Origin of the sequence: Ruania alkalisoli (genome assembly GCF_014960965.1) — a bacterium.
GTDB lineage: Bacteria > Actinomycetota > Actinomycetes > Actinomycetales > Beutenbergiaceae > Ruania > Ruania alkalisoli.
In genome coordinates, this window is the sequence record NZ_CP063169.1 from 3,444,672 (window position 1) to 3,465,666 (window position 20,995).

Annotated in this window: 22 protein-coding genes and 4 tRNA genes; 6 read left to right on the forward strand and 20 right to left on the reverse strand. The window is 68.1% G+C overall.

The annotated features are described in order from the left end of the window. Positions 1-8 precede the first annotated feature (8 nt). The 8 genes from rpoB to IM660_RS15340 form a co-directional block, all read right to left on the reverse strand. Complete coding sequence (rpoB, locus tag IM660_RS15305) at positions 9-3,527, reverse strand: DNA-directed RNA polymerase subunit beta (protein WP_193496688.1); 3,519 nt, start codon at positions 3,525-3,527, stop codon at positions 9-11. A 389-nt stretch (positions 3,528-3,916) separates the two neighbouring features. Continuing rightward, on the reverse strand, positions 3,917-4,309 hold the full coding sequence (gene rplL / locus IM660_RS15310; RefSeq protein WP_193496689.1) for a 50S ribosomal protein L7/L12: 393 nt from the start codon (positions 4,307-4,309) through the stop codon (positions 3,917-3,919). Between the two features lie 83 nt (positions 4,310-4,392). Continuing rightward, positions 4,393-4,920 (reverse strand): 50S ribosomal protein L10, encoded by a 528-nt coding sequence (rplJ, locus tag IM660_RS15315; protein ID WP_193496690.1) that lies wholly within the window; start codon positions 4,918-4,920, stop codon positions 4,393-4,395. A gap of 367 nt (positions 4,921-5,287) precedes the next feature. Next, a complete protein-coding gene (rplA, locus tag IM660_RS15320) occupies positions 5,288-6,001 on the reverse strand; it encodes a 50S ribosomal protein L1 (RefSeq protein ID WP_193496691.1) in 714 nt (237 codons plus the stop codon). A gap of 103 nt (positions 6,002-6,104) precedes the next feature. Continuing rightward, entirely contained in the window at positions 6,105-6,536 is a 432-nt protein-coding gene (rplK, locus tag IM660_RS15325; RefSeq protein ID WP_193496692.1) for a 50S ribosomal protein L11, read from the reverse strand. Between the two features lie 230 nt (positions 6,537-6,766). Then, entirely contained in the window at positions 6,767-7,528 is a 762-nt protein-coding gene (gene nusG / locus IM660_RS15330; protein WP_193499449.1) for a transcription termination/antitermination protein NusG, read from the reverse strand. A gap of 52 nt (positions 7,529-7,580) precedes the next feature. Further along, positions 7,581-8,078, reverse strand: coding sequence for a preprotein translocase subunit SecE (gene secE, locus IM660_RS20000; protein WP_343072021.1), 498 nt, complete (start codon positions 8,076-8,078; stop codon positions 7,581-7,583). 53 nt (positions 8,079-8,131) lie between these two features. Then, positions 8,132-8,204, reverse strand: a tRNA-Trp gene (locus IM660_RS15340). A 239-nt stretch (positions 8,205-8,443) separates the two neighbouring features. On the opposite strand from IM660_RS15340, the gene IM660_RS15345 reads away from it, so the two are divergent. After that, positions 8,444-9,883, forward strand: a complete 1,440-nt coding sequence (locus IM660_RS15345; RefSeq protein WP_246464980.1) for a sensor histidine kinase — start codon at positions 8,444-8,446, stop codon at positions 9,881-9,883. 7 nt (positions 9,884-9,890) lie between these two features. Then, positions 9,891-10,550: a response regulator transcription factor gene (locus IM660_RS15350; protein WP_193496693.1), complete on the forward strand. Its 660-nt coding sequence runs from the start codon at positions 9,891-9,893 to the stop codon at positions 10,548-10,550. A 107-nt stretch (positions 10,551-10,657) separates the two neighbouring features. Here the strand turns inward: IM660_RS15350 and IM660_RS15355 are convergent, their stop codons facing one another. The 3 genes from IM660_RS15355 to IM660_RS15365 all read right to left on the reverse strand — a co-directional run bounded on the left by IM660_RS15355 (position 10,658) and on the right by IM660_RS15365 (position 12,949). Beyond that, positions 10,658-11,182 (reverse strand): hypothetical protein, encoded by a 525-nt coding sequence (locus tag IM660_RS15355; RefSeq protein ID WP_193496694.1) that lies wholly within the window; start codon positions 11,180-11,182, stop codon positions 10,658-10,660. Between the two features lie 109 nt (positions 11,183-11,291). Next, the gene (locus IM660_RS15360) at positions 11,292-11,723 is read right to left on the reverse strand and encodes a hypothetical protein (protein ID WP_193496695.1); all 432 of its coding nucleotides are present in this window, start codon (positions 11,721-11,723) and stop codon (positions 11,292-11,294) included. Beyond that, entirely contained in the window at positions 11,720-12,949 is a 1,230-nt protein-coding gene (locus IM660_RS15365) for a phosphotransferase (RefSeq protein ID WP_193496696.1), read from the reverse strand. The genes IM660_RS15360 and IM660_RS15365 overlap by 4 nt, the downstream gene beginning before the upstream one ends. Before the next feature lie 133 nt (positions 12,950-13,082). Here IM660_RS15365 and IM660_RS15370 point away from each other — a divergent pair, with 133 nt between their 5' ends. Both IM660_RS15370 and IM660_RS15375 read left to right on the forward strand, forming a co-directional pair. After that, a complete protein-coding gene (locus IM660_RS15370; protein ID WP_246465334.1) occupies positions 13,083-14,075 on the forward strand; it encodes an adenosine deaminase in 993 nt (330 codons plus the stop codon). 26 nt (positions 14,076-14,101) lie between these two features. Continuing rightward, the gene (locus IM660_RS15375) at positions 14,102-14,836 is read left to right on the forward strand and encodes an alpha/beta fold hydrolase (RefSeq protein WP_193496698.1); all 735 of its coding nucleotides are present in this window, start codon (positions 14,102-14,104) and stop codon (positions 14,834-14,836) included. 17 nt (positions 14,837-14,853) lie between these two features. Here the strand turns inward: IM660_RS15375 and IM660_RS15380 are convergent, their stop codons facing one another. Then, complete coding sequence (locus tag IM660_RS15380) at positions 14,854-15,939, reverse strand: UDP-N-acetylmuramate dehydrogenase (protein ID WP_193496699.1); 1,086 nt, start codon at positions 15,937-15,939, stop codon at positions 14,854-14,856. A 47-nt stretch (positions 15,940-15,986) separates the two neighbouring features. Next, positions 15,987-17,189 (reverse strand): MFS transporter, encoded by a 1,203-nt coding sequence (locus IM660_RS15385; protein ID WP_210768999.1) that lies wholly within the window; start codon positions 17,187-17,189, stop codon positions 15,987-15,989. A 190-nt stretch (positions 17,190-17,379) separates the two neighbouring features. On the opposite strand from IM660_RS15385, the gene IM660_RS15390 reads away from it, so the two are divergent. Then, positions 17,380-18,420, forward strand: a complete 1,041-nt coding sequence (locus tag IM660_RS15390) for a LacI family DNA-binding transcriptional regulator (protein WP_193496701.1) — start codon at positions 17,380-17,382, stop codon at positions 18,418-18,420. 88 nt (positions 18,421-18,508) lie between these two features. Here the strand turns inward: IM660_RS15390 and IM660_RS15395 are convergent, their stop codons facing one another. From IM660_RS15395 to IM660_RS15425, 7 genes are all read right to left on the reverse strand, one after another. After that, positions 18,509-18,931, reverse strand: coding sequence for a MaoC/PaaZ C-terminal domain-containing protein (locus IM660_RS15395; protein ID WP_193496702.1), 423 nt, complete (start codon positions 18,929-18,931; stop codon positions 18,509-18,511). After that, positions 18,928-19,380 carry an FAS1-like dehydratase domain-containing protein gene (locus IM660_RS15400; protein WP_193496703.1) on the reverse strand — a complete coding sequence of 151 codons (453 nt, stop codon included), beginning with the start codon at positions 19,378-19,380 and terminating at the stop codon, positions 18,928-18,930. The genes IM660_RS15395 and IM660_RS15400 overlap by 4 nt, the downstream gene beginning before the upstream one ends. 11 nt (positions 19,381-19,391) lie before the next feature. Further along, the gene (gene rpmG, locus IM660_RS15405; RefSeq protein ID WP_193496704.1) at positions 19,392-19,562 is read right to left on the reverse strand and encodes a 50S ribosomal protein L33; all 171 of its coding nucleotides are present in this window, start codon (positions 19,560-19,562) and stop codon (positions 19,392-19,394) included. A 57-nt stretch (positions 19,563-19,619) separates the two neighbouring features. Beyond that, positions 19,620-19,693: transfer RNA gene (locus IM660_RS15410), tRNA-Met, on the reverse strand. Positions 19,694-19,743: 50 nt separating this feature from the next. Next, positions 19,744-19,816, reverse strand: a tRNA-Thr gene (locus IM660_RS15415). A 159-nt stretch (positions 19,817-19,975) separates the two neighbouring features. Continuing rightward, positions 19,976-20,146, reverse strand: coding sequence for a hypothetical protein (locus tag IM660_RS15420; protein WP_193496705.1), 171 nt, complete (start codon positions 20,144-20,146; stop codon positions 19,976-19,978). A 169-nt stretch (positions 20,147-20,315) separates the two neighbouring features. Then, positions 20,316-20,400, reverse strand: a tRNA-Tyr gene (locus IM660_RS15425). A 97-nt stretch (positions 20,401-20,497) separates the two neighbouring features. Here IM660_RS15425 and IM660_RS15430 point away from each other — a divergent pair. Further along, positions 20,498-20,995 (forward strand): YajQ family cyclic di-GMP-binding protein, encoded by a 498-nt coding sequence (locus tag IM660_RS15430; protein WP_193496706.1) that lies wholly within the window; start codon positions 20,498-20,500, stop codon positions 20,993-20,995.

Consider the following 20,995-nt stretch of genomic DNA (forward strand, 5'->3'; position numbering starts at 1 on the left):
CGCGGCGCTCAGATCTCTTCGACGCTGCTCGCGTCGGGGCGACGGGAGAGGTCGATGCCGAGTTCTTCAGCAGCCCGGTAGACCTCCTCGTCGGTGTCGCGCATCTCGATGGACGTACCGTCGGAGTTGAGCACCTCCACGTTCAGGCACAAGGACTGCATCTCCTTGATGAGCACCTTGAACGACTCGGGGATGCCCGGCTCGGGGATGTTCTCGCCCTTGACGATCGCCTCGTACACCTTGACGCGGCCGGGGACGTCGTCTGACTTGATGGTGAGCAGCTCCTGGAGGGCGTACGCCGCTCCGTAGGCTTCGAGCGCCCACACCTCCATCTCGCCGAAACGCTGACCACCGAACTGTGCCTTACCACCGAGCGGCTGCTGGGTGATCATCGAGTACGGTCCGGTCGAGCGAGCGTGGATCTTGTCGTCGACGAGGTGGTGCAGCTTCAGGATGTACATGTAGCCGACGGCGATCGCCGACGGGAACGGCTCGCCGGAGCGGCCATCGAACAGGCGCGCCTTCCCGGTCGAATCGATCAGGCGGTCACCGTCACGAGTCTCACGGGTGCTCTCGAGCAGCCCCTGGAGCTCCTCTTCGTGCAGACCATCGAAGACCGGGGACGCGACCGGCGTGCCGGGCTCGCCCACCAGCGCCTCCGGGCGAAGGTGGCTCGCCCAGTCGGGCAGCTGCCCGTTCTTCGCCTGCTCGATGCCGACGTCCCAGCCCTGCTTGGCCACCCATCCGAGGTGCGTCTCGAGCACCTGGCCGACGTTCATGCGGCCCGGTACGCCGAGCGGGTTCAGAATGATGTCGACCGGGGTTCCGTCCTCGAGGAACGGCATGTCCTCGACGGGCAGGATCTTCGAGATGACACCCTTGTTGCCGTGACGTCCGGCGAGCTTGTCACCGTCGGTGATCTTGCGACGCTGGGCGATGTAGACACGGACCAGCTGGTTCACGCCAGGGGGCAGCTCGTCGCCGTCCTCACGGTTGAACTCGCGCACGGCGATCACCGTCCCGGACTCACCGTGGGGCACCTTCAGCGAGGTGTCGCGGACCTCACGCGCCTTCTCACCGAAGATCGCACGCAGGAGACGCTCCTCCGGGGTCAGCTCGGTCTCACCCTTCGGAGTGACCTTGCCGACCAGCACGTCGCCGGCGCCAACCTCAGCACCGATCCGGATGATGCCGCGCTCGTCCAGGTCGGCGAGCACGTCGTCGGAGACGTTCGGGATGTCCCGCGTGATCTCCTCCGGGCCCAGCTTGGTGTCACGGGCGTCGACCTCGTGCTCCTCGATGTGGATCGAGGAGAGGACGTCGTCCTGCACCAGACGCTGGGAGAGGATGATCGCGTCCTCGAAGTTGTGCCCTTCCCAGGACATGAACGCGACCAGCAGGTTGCGGCCGAGCGCGAGCTCGCCTTCATCGGTGGCCGGGCCGTCCGCGAGCACAGAACCCGCAGAGATCTTCGCGCCTTCTTCCACGAGAACCCGCTGGTTGTAGCAGGTGCCCTGGTTGGAGCGGCGGAACTTCGCGACGCGATAGGTCATCGTCGTGCCGTCGTCGTTGGCCACGACCACCGCGTCGGCGGAGACCTCGGTCACGACACCGGGCTTGGACGCCACGATCACGTCACCGGCGTCCACTGCGGCACGGCGCTCCATACCGGTTCCGACCAGCGGTGCCTCGGAGCGCACCAGCGGCACGGCCTGGCGCTGCATGTTCGCTCCCATGAGGGCACGGTTGGCGTCGTCGTGCTCGAGGAACGGGATCATGGCGGTCGCCACCGACACCATCTGGCGCGCCGAGACGTCCATGTAGTCGATGTCATCGACCGGCATGTCGATCGCCTCGCCACCACGAAGCCGCACCAGGGCGGTCTCCTCAGCGAAGCGCCCGCTCTCGGCGATCGGCGCGTTGGCCTGTGCGATGACGTAGCGGTCCTCGTCGTCAGCGGTGAGGTAGTCGACCTGATCGGTCACTGTGCCCTTGACAACCTTGCGGTACGGCGTCTCGACGAAACCGAACGGGTTGATGCGCGCGTACGTGGCGAGCGATCCGATGAGGCCAATGTTCGGCCCTTCCGGCGTCTCGATCGGGCACATCCGACCGTAGTGGGACGGGTGAACGTCCCGGACCTCCATGCCGGCGCGGTCACGGGAGAGACCACCCGGACCGAGCGCGGACAGACGGCGCTTGTGCGTCAGTCCCGCCAGCGGGTTGTTCTGATCCATGAACTGCGAGAGCTGGCTGGTGCCGAAGAACTCCTTGATGGAGGCCACGACGGGGCGGATGTTGATCAGGGTCTGCGGCGTGATGGCCTCGACGTCCTGAGTGGTCATCCGCTCGCGCACCACGCGCTCCATCCGGGAGAGCCCGGTGCGCACCTGGTTCTGGATCAGTTCACCCACCGCACGGATGCGCCGATTGCCGAAGTGGTCGATGTCGTCGGTCTCGACCCGGAGCTCGATCGGCTCGCCGTGGCGCACGCCTGGAAGCTCAGTCTCGCCCTTGTGCAGCGCCGCCAGGTACTTGATCGTGGCGGTCACGTCGGTAAGCGAGAGCACCGAGTTCTCCAGCGGGGCGTCCACGCCGAGCTTCTTGTCGAGCTTGTAGCGCCCCACCTTGGCGAGGTCGTACCGCTTGGAGTTGAAGTAGAAGTTGTCGAGCAGCGCGGTCCCGGCCTCGACGGTCGGCGGCTCACCCGGACGGATCTTGCGGTAGATGTCCAGCAGCGCCTCGTCCTGGGTGTGCACCGAGTCCTTCTCGAGCGTCTCCAGCACGGTCGGGTAGTCGGCGAACTCCTCGCGGATCTCGGACTCGGTCATCCCCAGAGCCTTGAGGAAGACTGTCACCGACTGCTTGCGCTTGCGATCCACGCGCACGCCGACGGCGTCACGCTTGTCGATCTCGAACTCGAGCCATGCACCACGGGACGGGATCACCTTCGCGGTGAAGATGTCCTTGTCGGAGGTCTTGTCCGGGGTCTGCTCGAAGTAGACACCTGGGGAACGCACGAGCTGGGACACGACAACGCGCTCGGTGCCGTTGATGATGAAGGTTCCGCGATCGGTCATGAGCGGGAACTCGCCCATGAATACCGTCTGCGACTTGATCTCACCCGTGGTGTAGTTCACGAACTCGGCCGTGACGAACAGCGGTGCGGAGTAGGTGAAGTCCTTCTCCTTGCACTCCTCGGCCGTGTACTTCGGCGGCTCGAAACGGTGGTCGCGGAACGAGAGCGACATCGTGGATCCGAAGTCCTCGATCGGGGAGATCTCGGTGAAGATCTCCTCAAGACCTGACGTCGTGGTGACGTCGTTGTTCCCGGAGGTGACCGCAGCCTCGACCCGTGCCTGCCACTTCTCGTTCCCTAGCAGCCAATCGAAGCTGTCGGTCTGCAGACCGAGCAGATCGGGTGCTTGGAGCGGCTCGTGAATCCTGGCGAAGGAGACACGGCGAGAGGCAGTACGTTGGGCGATGGCGTCAGCGGTCGGAGCAGAAGGGGTGCGCGAGGCAGCCAAGAGGGGTCCTTCCCTACGAATTGTGTGCACACACGCTCACGCCCGCCCGCGCACACCGCTTTCAAACCCCTCGTTCGTTGCCTCACCGGTAGTCCGGCACGGCAAAGCAGAGGTGCTGCAAGAGGTAGGCTGGGGCAGACGACAGCGCAAAGCGACAGCATACCCGCAGAACGGGTCGCTGTCCAGTATCGAGCGATGGGGCGGAGCCCCGAGCCGGATCGCGCGTGATCGCGCGATCCGTGGGCGAACTGCGACCGACGCACCTGGACCTGTTCGAGCCCAGACGACGAAGAGACCCGCACCGACGAGCGGTGCGGGCCTCCTCGCCTGTGGCTAGTCAGCCGCGTTCTCCGGCGAGCGCTCCGGCCAGAGCCGGCCGCCCGCGCGGATCACTTGAGGGTGACGGTGGCGCCGGCGCCCTCGAGGGCCTCCTTGGCCTTGTCAGCGGCCTCCTTGTCGACACCCTCGAGCACGGGCTTCGGGGCGCCGTCGACGAGGTCCTTGGCCTCCTTCAGCCCAAGGCTGGTGAGACCGCGCACCTCCTTGATGACCTGGATCTTCTTGTCGCCGACGCTCTCGAGGATGACGTCGAACTCGGTCTTCTCCTCCTCGGCGGCGGCCTCGCCACCACCGGCGGGGGCGCCACCGGCAACGGCGACGGCGGCCGGGGCCGCAGCGGTGACCTCGAAGGTCTCCTCGAACTGCTTCACGAACTCGGAGAGCTCGATGAGGGTCAGTTCCTTGAAAGCGTCAATGAGCTCGTCGGTGCTGAGCTTCGCCATGATCGGCGTTCCTTCCTGTTGTGCCTGCTTGCGCGAGACGCGAGAAGCAGCTGGGGGTGGGTGGTGAGACGAGGTGCAACCGGTCAGGCAGCGGCCTCGTTCGCCTGCTTCTCACGCAGGGCTTCGATGGTGCGAACCGCCTTGGAGGCAGGAGCGTTGAAGACGTAGGCCGCCTGGTGCAGCTTGGCCTTCATCGCACCCGCGGCCTTGGCCAGGAGCACCTCGCGGGACTCGAGGTCCGCGAGCTTGGTGACGTCCTCGGCGCTGAGTGCGCGCCCGTCGAGCACACCACCCTTGACGACGAGGTTCGGATTCGCCTTGGCGAAGTCACGCAGCCCCTTCGCCGCCTCGACCGGATCGCCCTCGACGAAGGCGATGGCCGTGGGTCCGGAGAACTGGCCGTCGAACGCGTCGACGCCGGCCTCCTTGGCAGCGATGTTGGTGAGCGTGTTCTTCACCACGGCATAGCTGGTGGTCGTGCCGAGCGTCGTGCGCAGCTCCTGGAGCTGGGCAACGGTGAGCCCGCGGTACTCGGTGAGCACTGCCGCCGAGGACTGGCGGAACTTCTCCGTCAGCTCAGCGACCGCTGCCGCCTTGTCAGGCCGTGCCATGAGCCCTCCCTTCCGTGATGGTCCGCTGTCGTCCGCCGCACATGACGAAGGCCCCGCGCAGGAGCACGGGGCCTGAGCTCACACCACGCACGAGGACGCGGATCGATCTGCAGAACACGTTCACCTGCGCTGGCTCCGCTACTGCGGAATTATCCCCGTCTGGTGACGGGCGACCGGCGGTCTGAGGCAGAGTCCAGGATAGCCCGTTCTCTGGCCAGTATCCAAATCTCCTAGGACGTGACGTCCACCACGCTCCGGCGCGGAGCACGCCTGCGTGCCGGAGCGCCGGACGTACGACGGCCCGGTCTGCCATGGCAGACCGGGCCGTTCGTGACGAGGCTGACGATGCCTCACGAGAGTCGAAGACTCAGACCGAGGCCTCGGTGAGGTTACGGGTCTTGGTGGCGTCGAGCGGGATGCCCGGGCCCATCGTGGTGCTCAGCACTGCCTTGGAGATGTAGCGCCCCTTCGAGGAGGACGGCTTGAGTCGCAGCACCTCGTCCAGCACCGCCGCATAGTTCTCGACGAGCTGGGTCTCGCTGAAGGAAGCCTTACCCACGATGAACTGCAGGTTGGCGTGCTTGTCGACCCGGAAGTCCACCTTGCCGCCCTTGATGTCGGTGACGGCCTTGGTCACATCCATCGTCACAGTGCCGGTCTTCGGGTTCGGCATCAGTCCCCGCGGACCGAGCACGCGGCCGAGGCGGCCGACCTTACCCATGAGGTCCGGGGTCGCGACCGCTGCGTCGAAGTCGGTGTACCCACCGGCCACCTTCTCGATCAGCTCGTCGCCGCCGACCTCGTCGGCGCCGGCAGCGATCGCCTGCTCGGCACGCTCACCGGTGGCGAAGACGATCACCCGGGCGGTCTTACCGGTTCCGTGCGGCAGGTTGACCGTGCCGCGGACCATCTGGTCCGCCTTGCGGGGGTCGACACCGAGGCGGAAGACCACCTCAACCGTCTCGTCGAACTTCGAACTCGCGGTCTTCTTGGCGAGCTGCACCGCCTCCAGGGGCGGGTACACCTCGGCGCGGTCGATCAGCTCGGCCGCCTTACGGTAGTTCTTGCTGCGCGTGGTCATCTGCTTCTCCTAGTTTTCGAGCAGTCGTGGTGCGGGCCCGCGCGGACCCTTCCACTGCGTTCCGAGGACGATCGTCCCCGGTGGTTGAGGCGATGGGCGAGGGTCAGTCCGAGACCGTGATGCCCATCGAACGAGCGGTACCGGCGATGATCTTCGACGCGGCGTCGATGTCGCGGGCGTTGAGGTCGGCCATCTTCGTCTCGGCGATCTCGCGGACCTGAGCCGGCGTCAGCGCACCCACCTTGGCGGTGTGCGGAGTCGAGGAACCCTTGGCGACCCCGGCAGCCTTCTTGATCAGCTCGGCGGCCGGCGGCGTCTTGGTGATAAACGTGAAGGAACGGTCCTCATAGACCGTGATCTCCACCGGGATCACGTTCCCGCGCTGGGATTCGGTGGCCGCGTTGTAGGCCTTGCAGAACTCCATGATGTTCACGCCGTGCTGACCGAGCGCGGGGCCGATCGGCGGAGCGGGGTTGGCCGCACCGGCCTGGATCTGGAGCTTGATGAGGCCGGCGACCTTCTTCTTGGGGGGCATGCGATTTCTCTTTCCGGTGATGGGCCGACGCCGCGGGCGATGACCCGGTTGCAAACCCGAAACTTGCTTCGGGTTCCGAGGGCGAAGCCCTCGGAAGTCTGTGAGCCTTGCTTCTTTCTGGGGGGGAACACGGGGGGCGAAGCCCCCTGTGCGTGGGGGCACACGGGGGGCGAAGCCCGAGTGCGCGTGTGTTCTCTTGGGGGTACACGGGGGCGAAGCCCCCGTGCGTTTCAGATCTTGGCGACCTGGTTGAACGACAGCTCGACCGGAGTCTCGCGGCCGAAGATCGAGACGAGCACCTTAAGCTTCTGGCTCTCGGCGTTGATCTCGGAGATCGTGGCGGGCAGCGTGTCGAACGGTCCGTCGGTGACCGTGACGGACTCGCCGACCGTGAAGTCCACCTGCACAGCCGGTGAGGCGGACTTCCCACCAGCCGGCTGGGCCGCTGGGGTCTTCGCCTCGATGGTGCTCGCGAGCATGGACATGACCTCGTCCAAGGTCAGCGGAACCGGGGAGTGGGTGTGACCGACGAATCCGGTGACACCGGGGGTGTGGCGGACGGCGCCCCAGGACTCGTCCGTGAGATCCATGCGGACGAGGACGTAGCTGGGGACCCGGACGCGGCGCACAACCTTGCGCACCGAGTTCTTGATCTCAACGACCTCTTCCATCGGTACCTCGACCTGGAAGATGTAGTCCTCCATGTTGAGGGACTGGATCCGGGACTCCAGGTTCGCCTTCACACGGTTCTCATAGCCGGCGTAGGAGTGGATGACATACCAGTCGCCCGGCAGCGAGCGCAGCTCGGAGCGGAACGCGGCAACCGGGTCTTCGACCGCCTCGGCGGTCTCCCCCGCGGTGTCGGTGGTCGCATCCTCGGCTCCCCCGTCACCGGTCGCGGCGTCGTCGCCGTCGGTGAGATCGACCGAGGTCTCCTCGGTCACGTCACCGGTGGGTTGAGTCTCTTCAGACACGTCCTGACCTGCTTCCATGGTTCGTTGATCGTTCACCGCTGTCTCGGGCCCGCGCCGGGCCTGGCGACCCTCAGCCGCCGAATGCCCAGAGAACCAGCCGGCCGAAGCCGAAGTCCAGCACCCCCACGTAGATCATCATCACCACGAGGAAGACGATGACGACACCGATGTAGGTGAACAACTCGTTCCGGGTCGGGGTGACGACCTTGCGCAGCTCCTGGACGACCTGGCGGACGAATCGAGCAATCCTGGCAAAGATGTTGGGCTCGACCTGCCGAGCAGCCTCGGCCTCCTTGCGGGACGCTGTCGGACGTCCCTTGGCCTGCCCCTGCGCTCGCACGGAGCGAGCGGCTGCGGCCGGTCGCGCGACGGCACTCGCGGCCTTGGACTCGCTCGTCGTGTCGGTCTCACCGTCGCCGGATTCATCGCCGGCTTCCGCGTCAGCGGCGCCCTCAGAGTCGTCGACGGCGCCTGGCTCAGTCTCGGGCGCGTCGAACTCGTCCCGAGGGTCGTCGCCACGACCGACGTCGTCGGGCTCGCCCGAATCGGCGTTGGGAGGAGTGCTCACGAGGATGTCCTTGGATCGACCGGTCGTTCAGGTGCCCGGGACGGGCGAGGAAGCAGGGCAGGAGGGACTCGAACCCACAACCGCCGGTTTTGGAGACCGGTGCGCTACCAATTGCGCCACTGCCCTTCGCAGATCGGCCCACCCTACTAGTACCCGCCGAGGCGCGAACCAGCGTGGCGGACGTCAACCACCGAAGCGAGTGTACCCGGCCGAGGGCACCGGGTCGAACCGCCCTCACCATGATCCCCGACACTCGCTGGCGCGCAGAACGCGTGACTTCCTGCCAGGTACGACCTCGCTGGATTCGGGGTGCACGGCGATGACGCAGCTATGAGCGGCAGACGGCGAGCATGGATACTAGCCGCGTGCCCCGTCGACGCCCCCGCTTCCGGATGAGTGTGCGCACACGAGTGCTCGCGGCACTCACGCTCCTCTCGGCGATGGCGTTGGCTGCGGCCGGGATCAGTGCCTACTCACTGGAGCGCGACCGAAGCGTGCTCCGCCTGGACGACTCCCTCGCCCGATCGGGCGCTGAGATCGAGACACTGGCCGAGATCGGAGTCGACCCCCAGACCGGGGAGCCGTTCGCCTCGGTCTCCTCGGTACTGCGCACCGTGCTCAGCCGGGTGGCACCCGCGACGCACGAAGCGCTCGCAGGCTTCGTCGACGGTGAGATCACGCATGTGCCGGAGGTCGCCACGTCATTCCGGATCGAGGCGGACCCGGAACTGGTGGCTGCCCTGGCACCCGCAAGCGGATGGGAAGAGCCCGACCTCCTCACGATCGAGACCTCGCAGCGCACGTACCGGGTGCTCGCCCTCCCGATCCGCACCGACCCGCCCAGCGAACAAGGCGCCATGGTTCTCGCCTTCGACCTCGACGCCGAGTACGAGAATCTCAACGAAACGTTCCGGACCTACGCGCTGGTGGCCGTCGCCTCGCTCGCCTGGATCACGCTCATCGCCTGGTTCGTCGTCGGTCAGCTCCTCGCACCGATCAAGGTGCTGCGCGCCACAGCGGACGAAGTGAGTTCCTCGGACGACCTCAGCCGCCGCATACCCGTGGCCGGCAATGATGACCTCGCACTGCTGACAGAGACGTTCAACCGGATGTTCGCCCGGCTCGAGCAGGCCTTCGCCTCCCAGCGGCAACTGCTCGACGACGCCGGGCACGAGCTCCGGACGCCGCTGACGATCGTGCGCGGCCACCTGGAGCTGATGGACCCCGCAGACACCACCGAGGTCGCGAGCACGCGGACACTGGCCCTCGATGAGCTCGACCGGATGAACATGCTGGTGGACGACCTCATGACGCTCGCCCGGTCTCGTCGTCCCGACTTCGTGACCCGCACTGACGTCGACCTCGCGCTGCTCACCGACGACGTGCTCGTGAAGGCCACGTCGCTGGGCGACCGGCGCTGGATACTGGACGAGCTCGCTGACGTGCAGATCCACGCAGATCCCCGGCGACTGACGCAGGCGCTGCTCCAGCTGGCCTCAAATGCGGTGAAGTTCTCCGGCGAGGGTTCGACCGTCGCGATCGGATCGGCTGCCGATGCCGGCGAGATCCGCCTCTGGGTCCGAGACGTTGGCGCCGGGATCGGCGAGGCAGATCAGCAGCGCATCTTCGACAGATTCGAGCGACTTGACCCGACGGTGGACGGCAGCGGGCTCGGCCTGCCCATCGTCGCCTCGATCGCCCAGGCCCACGGCGGCCGGGTGAGCGTCACCTCGACGCCGGGTCACGGTTCCACGTTCACCATCCACATCCCACACCAGGCCGCCGAGGTCGAGGAAGGCAGGTAGAGCACACGTGAGCCAGATCCTGATCGCCGAGGACGAGGAACGGATCGCCTCGTTCGTCGCCAAAGGCCTGCGCTCGGCCGGCTATGTCCCGACGACGGTCGCCACCGGTGAGCAGGCGATCGACCTGGCGAGCACGGGCGAGTTCGACCTGCTGGTGCTCGACCTCGGCCTTCCCGATCGCGACGGCTTCGATGTCCTGAGCACGGTGCGCTCCCTGGGCGTGGCTATCCCCGTCATCATCCTCACCGCCCGGTCCTCGGTCACCGACACGGTCGCCGGTCTTGAAGGAGGTGCCGATGACTACATGGCCAAGCCGTTCCGTTTCGAAGAACTGCTGGCTCGGGTCCGGCTGCGGCTACGGTCCGAGAACGGCGGCTCCGAATCGACCGTTCTCAACCACGCTGGTCTCTCGTTGGACCTACGCACCCGAAAGGCTCATACCGACGGCCGGGACGTGGAACTCTCCGCGCGGGAGTTCACCCTGGCCGAGACCTTCCTGCGCAGCCCGGGACAGGTCCTGAGCCGGGAGCAACTGCTCTCGCGGGTCTGGGGCTATGACTTCGATCCAGGGTCGAATGTCGTCGACGTCTACGTGCGATACCTGCGTAAGAAGCTCGGGGCTGAACGGTTCGAGACGGTGCGTGGGATGGGGTACCGCCTGGTCTGAGACGGCACCAGCCATCTCGGACGGCGTAGCCGACAGCGATGTGCCGAGTCCCGCCAGATCGTGCGGAACTCGGCACATCGCTGTGGTCCGGTCAGACTTCCCGGCGGTCAGTCACCGGAGTCGGCGGAGGGTGCGCTCTGAGCCGACTCTGCCGACTCAGCGCTCGCGGGCGAGGCCGGGCTCGCGGGCGAGGGCGGGGACACCGGGCTGGCCGGCGACGGAGCCGACGCCGGGCTCGGTGCAGAGGCCGGGCTCGGTGCAGAGGCCGGGCTGGCCGGGGACTGCGCACTCACCGGACTCGGTGCGGAGACCGGACTTGCGGGCGATGGCGCACTCGCAGGGCTGGCCGGGGACTGCGCACTCACCGGGCTCGCGGGCGTCTGAGCGCTCGCGGCAGTTGGTGCCGATGCCGCCGTCACGGACGTGATGGCGCTCGAGGATGTCACCACCGCCGGATCCACGGTCACGTCCTGACCCACCACGCGGGGCAGCGAGGCAGCCTGGACACCGTCGACCTCGATGGCCGAGCCCTCGTAGTCATCTCCGGGATCGGCCATCGCACTCACGGCGCCGCCGGCGACCGCCACCACACCAAGCGCTCCCGTCACGATCCAAGCATTGCGCGTCTTCATCGATGTCTCCTTCTGGTCAGGTCCCCGTCGCGGGGACTCTCGTCCTGATATGCCTGAGACTTCCGTATCCCCATGAGAGGCGTGGGAGGGGGCGATGAGAGCCTTCTCATCAGTCGTCACCGCTGTCAGCCGAGGGCGGACTGTCCGGAGAGTCAGGGCTCACAGGTGATGCGAGCGGGACGCGCTCGGGGGAGGATGAGCCCGAGGAGCCTGCGCTGACCGAGCTGGACCCGCTCGAGTTTGACGTTGCGGCCGAACTCGACGAGCCCGAACTCGACGAGCCCGAGCCCGACGCCTCAGGCGCCTGCACCGGCTCCTCGGGCGTGACCGCTGTCACCGCGGTCACCGGCGTTGTCGGCTCAGCGGTCGCCGGGTCCGGGAGCTTCTCCGGCGGAGTCGCCGAGCCCTCGCTCGGGACCGCGATGATGACCGCGCCACTCGGATGCTCGACCGGCGGGGCCGGGCTCGCTGCCGAGACCGCGGCGACCACGCCGAGGGCTCCGAGTGCTCCTGTCACCATCCAGGGACCGCTACGGCTCATCGTGTTCTCCCCATCTCCTCGTGTACGCCCATCTCCAGGTGTGCGCGCCGCAGCCACCAGCACGCCTGGACCAGACGCGCCTCCCGCTGGCCCGGCGATGCCCCGGCGATCAGAGAGACCACCACCGCGGCGGCACGAGCCGCGAGCCCTGCGGGATCAACGCGCCCGGCGAAGGAGTGGAACCACTCCTCGGTCAGCTCCGGGACGTGCCCGTACAGTGCTGGCGCGAGGGAAGGGAGCACGCTGAGATGGCCGAGCATCGTGGCCAGGTCGTCCTCCCGGGCGCCCGGGCCGAGGGAGTCGAGGTCGATGGCACCGCGCACGCGGCCGTCGGCGACGAACACATTCGCCTCGTAGAAGTCCCCGTGTGTGGGAACGACCGGCCCTGAGGGGCTCGCAGCGAGCACGTCGCCGATACCGTCCTCGAGCGTCGAGATCGCCTCCGCACTGCTCGGTAGGGCCGCGCGCGCGGCCGTGGCGTGGAAGTCGATGCGGTCGACCCACGAGGGGCGCCTCGGCAGATCGACTACCTCCGGGGGCAACGTCTCCAGCCACGCGATCACCTGCTCCGGTGCAGGCACGGCCTCTGGCCGGCGCGGGGCGTCGGCAATCACCGTTGCCAAGGGAACCCCGGACATCGCCGAGAGGGCGACGATCCCGGACTTCGTGGTGCCCAGCACACGCGGTGCCTCCACGGCAGCGCGGGTGAGCATCTCGTGCCTGGCCACGAGCCGATGAGCCCGGTGGGCGGGGAGCACCTTGAGGTAGGCGACGTCGTCACCGCATCGCACGCGCAGCACTGCTCGCCTGGTCGGCCGGTAGCCGAGCACGTTCACGTGCGCCCGCCCGCCGTCGCCGAGGTCGGCCAGGTCATGCAGCCACGCCCCCATCGCGACGGCGTCAGTCGCCGTCCGTAGGCCCGGCAAAGCCGGATCGTCGTTGCGCCGCCAGACGCGCACGTGGCGCTCGCCGTCCTGCAACGTCGCGACGCCCTCGGCATGAGGAACCTCGGCGGTGCTCGCCACCATGTGTTCGCAGACCGTGGCACCCGCGTGCCGATATCCCACGCGGTAGACCGCACTCACCCCGAAACCAGGGCGATGGTGCACCGCCTCCACCTCGACCGCCAGTTCCTCGACCCCGGCGGGCCCCAGCGCTGCGCGCACGAGGTCGTGGGAGTCCGGCCCTGACAGCAGGGCCAGGTCCTCGGGCACACAGATGGTCATGATCGACGATCCCACCGCGCCCGGATAAGGCGAACGTGAGATCACGATGAGAAAGTTCTCATAGAGTGACGGCGTGGCTCGTGATCTGCGCAGGTTGCCGAAGACGCACCTGCACCTGCACTTCACCGGGTCGATGCGCCCGGGAACGCTGGTCGAGCTGGCCGACGAGGCCGGAATGCGGATCCCGGAGACGCTTCGGGAGACTGTCGCAGCCCCCGATGCGCTGCGTCTGCCCGCCAATGAGCGCGGCTGGTTCCGCTTCCAGCGCATGTATGACGCTGCGCGCGCGGTCGTTCGGTCGGAGGCGGCGATGCGCCGGCTCATCCACGAGGCGGTCGAGGACGATGCAGCGGAAGGCTCCCGTCGCCTGGAGATCCAGGTCGACCCGACCTCCTACGCACCGCACGTGGGAGGCATCACGCCGGCGCTGGAGATCGTCATGGACGCCGCACGTGAGGCGAGCGCGGCAGCCGGGGTGGAGGTCGCCGTCATCGTGGCCGCCTCCCGGACCCGGCACCCGCTGGACGCTCGCACGCTGGCGCGCCTCGCCGTGCGCCATGCCGGGGACGGACCGGGTGAGGTGATCGGGTTCGGCCTGAGCAACGACGAGCGCCGAGGCGCCACCACCGACTTCGGTGCGGCGTTCCAGATTGCCTCCCGTGCGGGGCTGCTGCTGGCGCCGCACGGCGGCGAGCTGCTCGGACCGGACCACATCTCAGAAGTGGTCGCGCACCTGCGCCCCGACCGGCTGGGGCACGGGATCCGGGCGGCAGAGGATCCAGCGCTGCTGGAGCGGATCGTGGCCGACGGGATCGCGCTCGAGATCTGCCCCGCCTCGAACGTCTCCCTCGGCGTCTTCGCTCATGCGGGGCAGGTGCCGCTGCGCACACTGCTGGCCGCAGGAGCCGATATCGCCCTCGGCGCGGACGACCCGCTCCTCTTCGGCTCCCGGTTGCTGGACCAGTACGAGACCGCCCGGCAGGTACACGGACTCAGCGATGCCGAGATCGCCGAGCTCGCACGCGGCTCGATCCGCGCCAGCCGAGCTTCGGCGAGATCGCGTGCCACGATGCTCGCCGAGGTCGACACCTGGCTGAGGACCCCGGACCCCGAGACGCACCCGTGACCCGGGCGCGCGGTACCCGACGGCGGATGTCACGGCGGGTGATGCGCTACCAGGACGCGCGCATCCGGGTCCGCGAACTCACCGGCACCGGCGGGCCGACGTTCGTGCTCGTGCACGGTATCGGGGTCTCCTCACGCTACTTCGAGCCGCTGGCATTCGCGTTGCACCATGCGGGGGACGTCCTGCTGGTCGACCTGCCCGGCTTCGGGGGTCTGCCACATCCCCGCAGGCCGCTGAGCATCGCTGGCTTCGCCGAGACAGTGCGGGCAGCACTGGCCGCCGAGGAGATCACAGACGCTGTTCTCATCGGTCACTCGATGGGGGCGCAGGTTGTGGTCGAGATGCTCAGCCGCGAGGCCAGTTACCGGTCGGCCGTGCTCATCGGCCCACCCGTGAACCCAGCGGAACCGGCACTGTGGCAGCAGGCCGGACGGCTGCTTCAGTCGGCCTCGCACGAGTCTCGCCGGATGCGGATGGTGGCGTCCAGCTCCTACCTGCGCTGCGGTCCCGCCTGGTTCACCCAGGTGCTTCCGTCCATGATGCGCTACCCGATCGCCACGCGGCTGCCGCTCATCCGCACCAGGACGTTGCTGCTGCACGGAGAGCACGACACGGTCGTCCCACCCACGTGGGTCGAGACGATGGCCACCCTCCTCCCCCATGCCTGCCACGTCCAACTGTCCGGTGCTGCACACGGGGTCGTCTACGAGCACTCGGATCAGGTCGCGAAGCTGACCCTGCAGCACCTCGCTCGCACCTGAGTTCCTGGCGGATCCGCTTAGAGGTGGTCCCCGAACAGCACCGGCTCGGGCACCAGGTCGATGCCGAAGTCGGCTCGGACACCGTCTCGCACCTCGCGAGCGAGCGCCAGCAGGTCCGCAGCACGCGCCCCACCCCGGTTGGTCAGGGCGAGCACGTGCTTGGTGGACAGGGCCGCCGGGCCGGGCAGACCGTGGCCCTTGGCGAAGCCCGAGCGAGCGATCAACCAAGCGGCACTGGTCTTCACTCGGTCACCCTCCGGGAACCGGGGCGCACCGGCAGGAAGCCGGTCCGCCTGCTCAGCCGACAGGATCGGGTTGGTGAAGAACGATCCGGCGCTCCACGTATCGTGATCAGCCGGGTCGAGCACCATGCCCTTGCTGCGGCGCAGCTCCAGGACGGCGTCACGCACCTCGGCCGATGCCGCCCGCTCCCCCAGTGCCACACCAAGCGTCGCGGCGAGCTCCGGGTAGGCGATCGGAGCGCTGGTGTCAGCCAGCACGAACTGGAAATGCACCTCGAGCACCACGTACCGGGGGCTCGGGAGCCAAGCGCGTCCGGCACCGTCGTCGGTGAAGGTGTCCTTGAGCAGCGAGGAGCGGTACCCGAAACCGAGCTCCGAGCGCGCCAGTGTGCGGATCCGGCCGGTCGCCCGGTCCCAGGTACGCACCGAGGCGACCACCTCTGACACCTCCTGACCGTAGGCACCGACGTTCTGCACCGGTGTGGCACCCGTGGAGCCGGGGATGCCGGCGAGCGCCTCGATCCCACGCCACCCCTCGGTCACCGCCCTCAGCACGACGTCCTCCCACGGCTGCCCGGCCGGCACACGGATGGCGGCACCACCGCACGCGTCCTGGCTCTCGACCGCGATCCCCCGGCGCCCGTCACGGACGACCACACCGGGGAAACCGTCGTCGGCGGCGAGCACGTTCGAACCCCCACCGAGTACCAGGACCGGTTCGCCGGCGGCGTCGGCATCAGCGACCGTCGCCACGATCTCGTCCTCGGTGCTCGCCTCCACGAACCGGTGCACCGGCCCACCCACGCGGAACGTGGTCAGGTCCGCGAGCCGAACGGTGCTCGGAGCGGACAGGTCGGTCATGGGCGACCACTCTACGGCGCTGCCCGCTCCCAGGTCAGATGAACGGCTCATGACTGTGCCTCCTGACCGGCTCCGGAGCCCCCGACCGGCGACCCTACCTGCTCTCCGGAAGCCCTGAGCTCGCGCGCCGCGGGAATCGCGAACAGCCCCGCGACGAGCGGGACCATGATCACCAGCAACGCGTGCCGGGTGCCGACCGCCTCACCGAGCAGACCGAGAACGCCCGGACCGACCAGGAACGCCGAGTACCCGATGGTGGAGACCACCGCCAGCCGGGCGGCCGCCTTCGCTGGTTCGTCGGAGGCGGCACTCATCCCTACCGGGAAGCCCAGCGCCGCGCCCATCCCCCACAGCGCTCCCCCGGCCATCGCCACCGGCAGCACCGGCACCAACGCGAAGATCGCCAACCCGGCGATCGCCATCGCGGTGCACAGCCGGAGCACGGGCACTCGGCCGAACCGGTTCAGCAGGAAGGTGCCCAGGAACCGCATCACGGTCATGCCCACGAGGAAGATCGTCAGACCGATCGCTCCCACCTCGTTCGGGGCACCGAACCCGTCCACGACGGCGAGCGCGAGCCAGTCGTTGGCGGCCCCTTCGGTGAGGGCAGCCGCGAGCACGACGAGGCCCACGAGCAGGGTGCGGCGCTCGAACCACACGCGCAGGAAGGAGGTGCCAGGACCACGGTGAGGGACGCCGTCGTGGGACTGGGGCTCTGGTTCGGCAGGGAGGAACCCGCGCGTGCACAGCACCACCAGGGCGAAGACCACGGCGACCACCGTGAGCACGTGCAACGGAACACCGATGCCGGCGCGGATGACGAGCGCCCCAGCGCCGGCCCCCAGCACAGTCCCGATCGAGAAGCCGCCGTGGAACCACGGCATGATCGCCCGGTCCAGTGCCTGTTCGGCGACCGTCCCGGCATAGTTCATCGCGACGTCCCAGCCACCGACGCCGATCATCGCCAGGAACAATCCGGCGATCAGCAGCCACACGGCCCCGGTACCCACCCCGGCGGCGACGACGCCCAACCCCGCCGAGGCGAATGTCGCCGCGAGAACGACGGTGGTGCGGGCACCGAATCGGTGGATCATCCGCCCCGTGACGGGCATCGAGAACAGCGACCCGAGTGAGCCGATGAGGATGATCATCCCGAGCTGCCCCTCGCTCAACCGCAGCTCGTCGCGGACCGTAGGGATCCTGGAGAGCCAGTTCGCCAGCGTGAAGCCGTTGAGCGTGAAAGTCGCCATGACCAGGGCTGCGCCTCGGCGTGCACGCTCGGGAGAGACAGTAGGTGACATCGAGATCTTTCGGCAGTGGACTCCGCGGAACGGTGAGCTGGGCAGTGTCCACCGGGAGGTCGGCGGGTGCGGCGCGCCTAGGCTATGGTGCGGCCGACCGTGAGCGTCGGTCAAACCTCGAGGAGCACAGAACCAGCAGATGAGCAGACGCGCCACCCTCACCGATGTCGCCCGCACGGCGGGCGTCTCCCTCTCGACGGCGTCCCTCGCCTTCTCCGGTGCCGGCCCGATCGCGGAGGCCACCAAGCAGCGGGTGCTGCGGGCCGCCTCCGAGCTCGGCTACGCCGGGCCCAATCCGGTGGCCGCATCGCTGCGCCGCGGACGCAGCAGGGTGGTGGGGGTGCTCGTGGGACGTGACGTGCGGACCAACTTCCGCGATCCCGTCGCCGTGCAGACTCTCGGTGGCGTGGCCAGCGCTCTCGGCGATGCCGCCCGCGGCATGCTGCTGATCCCCGCCGGGGAAGACGATCCCGCCGGCCAGCACCTGATCCGGCACGGGTCGATGGACTCCGTCGTCGTCCTGCACGCCCTCGGGCGCGACGCCGGCCGGGTGCTGCGCGAGCGAGAGGTGCCGATGGTGTGGGTGGACCGTACGGGCCCCGGCGCGGTCTCGGTCCGGGTGCAGGACCGGGCCGGGATGGCAGCCCTGGGTGAGCACCTCGTCGGACTCGGCCACCGCCGGGTGGCGTTGGCGACGATGCCGTGGACGAGCGAGCGGGTGGCGGGACCTGTCGACGTCATCGGGACGCGACCGCAGGGGCGCTATATCGCGGATCGGGTAGCGGGACTGCTCGACGCCGGTATCGAGCCGGTCGCCGCGGAATCGACCCGGAGGTCGCTGGTGGAGGAGGGCATCCGTGCGGGGCACGCGCTGCTGGACCTCTCGCCCCGACCCACGGCGCTGGTGGGTTTCAGCGATCTCATCGCCGCAGGACTGCTGCTGGCTGCGACCGAGCGGGGGCTGCGAGTCCCCGAGGACGTCTCCGTGGCTGGTTTCGACGGGGTCGACCTGCCCTGGTTGGGTGAGCACCAGCTCACCTCGGTGGTCCAACCTGCGCAGGAGAAGGGTGAGAGCGCCGCACGCGCCGCCATCATGCTTGCCGACGGGCAACGTCCCGAGCCGGTGTCGCTGGCATGCCAGCTCCGGGTGGGCACGACCACCGGGCCGGTCCCTGACTGATCCGGCGCACCCGTCGAACGCTGAGGTGTTGGGCGAATCTGCCCGAAGCGCCGAACAAGTCAGCGTTCGGCAAAGGCTGGGGGCCCGGTCAGTGCAGGCGCACCTGGGCCTGGCTCTTACCCAGCACGCTCGTACCCTCGAGCGTGACTGCCAGGTCGATCCTCGCCGTACCCGCCTCCGGGTCCACAGCCCCGACGACGGCACGCACCTCGAGCGCCACCTCGCCCGGATCCGGTACCGGGACGGGCCGGGTGAAGCGGACCCCGTAGGAGAGCAGATCGGCTGGATCGTCCAGCCAGTCGGTGAGCGTGGCGCAGGCCAGGCCCATGGTGAGCATCCCGTGGGCGATCACACCCGGCAGACCGACCTCGGTGGCGAAGCGGTCGTTGTAGTGGATCGGGTTGAAATCCCCGCTGGCGCCGGCGTAGCGGACCAGCCGATCACGGGTCACGGTCCTGCTCACGCGGTAGAGCTCGGTGCCCTTCTCGACTGCGGTGCTGAGCGTCGTCATGAGTCCTCCCCACGCACGGCCAGCGTCGAGGTGACTTCGCAGACCGGCTCGCCTGCGGCGTCGGAGATCACGCTGCGTGTGGTGACCATGGCGATCCCGGCGCGCACGGTGATCGAGTCCACGTGCACGGCTGTGTGCAACTCGTCCCCCGCCACGATCGGACGGTGGTGGGTGAACACCTCGTTCGCGTGCACCACGCGGGAGAAGTCGATGGAGGCGGCCGGGTCCTGCACGTACTCAGCCTCAGCGCGCTGGGCGATCACGACGGCGAAGGTCCCGGGAGCGATCACATCGGCATATCCGAGCGCCTGTGCTGCAGCCGGATCCACGTGCACGGCCGCCTCGGCACCGACCGCTGTCGCGAACTCGGCGATCTTGGCCCGGGACGCGACGTAGGGCGGGGTTCCGGTGAACACCCGCCCTACGAAGTCAGCGTTGACTGCACTCATCGATCGTTGCGTCAGCGCGTCTCGCGGTGGTTGGTCTTGGCGTTGCAGCGCGGGCAGTACTTCGCCAGCTCGAGCCGGTCGGGGTTGTTCCGCCGGTTCTTCTTGGTGATGTAGTTGCGCTCCTTGCACGACTCGCAGGCAAGGGTGATCTTCGGGCGGACATCCGCGGACTTGGTAGCCATTGCTCTTCCTCACGATACTGCTAGCCCGGGCCCGGGCAGCTTGCGGCGCTTACTGTGTAGCGGGAGCGGGGATCGAACCCGCGACCTCACGATTATGAGTCGTGCGCTCTGACCGTCTGAGCTACCCCGCCGCGTCCTGCCGGCTCCCGCGACATAGGGTCGCGGGACCGGACACGACCAGAGCCCCGAAAGGGAATCGAACCCTTGACCTTCTCCTTACCATGGAGATGCTCTGCCGACTGAGCTATCGGGGCAGCGGGAACGAGAGTACATGCTCTGGAGCCTCCGGGGGAAATCCGGGGCCGAGATGTGGCGGGCACCACGTCAGGCACCCCCTGCCCGTCGCTCGAACCGGCCGGCTGGCCCGGGTGATCCCTGGCATCTGCTGGGCGCGCGGCGCACGCGTGATCAGCTCAGAAACCTCCCGTTCCACCCATGGTGCGGCCCCGCTGAGTCTGGGCAGGGTGCATGCGCTCGTGGTTGCGGTCCACCTGGTCGCTCACGGAGGAGTCGGACAGCCAGGCGGCGGCGTGACGTATCGCCGCCCAGACTCGGGCCAGGACTCCTCGTCGGCGGTCAGCCATGTGCGATCACCCCTCGTCTCGCCTGCCGCACCCGCGCGGTGTGGCGTCCCGCACAGTATGACAAAGGCCTCGGCTCGGCGCAGGGCAGGGCAGGGCAGGGCAGGATCGAAGCACACCAGCGGGCCTACCGACGACGAAGGGCGTCTCCGTGTTGGAGACGCCCTGTCGATGGTGGCGGGTGCAGGATTCGAACCTGCGAAGCATTCCGCGGCTGATTTACAGTCAGCTCCCTTTGGCCGCTCGGGCAACCCGCCGTATGGTCGGTGGACCGGGTGAAACAATACCAACTCCGGCAGCATCTCGTGACCATCGGCCACCCAGGGTGGCAAGTCCCACACGTAAGGAGCAACAGTGGCGAGCGACTCCTCGTTCGACGTCGTGAGCAAGGTCGACCGGCAGGAGGTGGACAACGCCCTCAATCAGGCCGCGAAGGAGATCTCTCAGCGGTACGACTTCAAGAACGTCGGTGCGTCGATCGCCTGGAGCGGTGAGGCGATCGTGATGACCGCCAACACCTCTGAGCGGGTGCTGGCGATCCTTGACGTCTTCCAGTCCAAGCTCATCCGCCGGGGCGTCTCCCTCAAGGCCATCGACACCGGTGAGGATGAGCCGCAGCCTTCGGGCAAGGAGTACCGGCTCGCGGGCACCCTCAAGGAGGGGCTGTCCAGCGAGAACGCGAAGAAGATCACCAAGTTGATCCGCGACGAGGGCCCCAAGGGTGTGAAGACGCAGATCAGCGGTGACGAGGTGCGCGTGAGTTCGAAGAAGCGGGACGACCTGCAGCAGGTCATCGCGATGCTCAAGGACGCCGACATCGACGCCGCGCTGCAGTTCGTGAACTACCGCTGA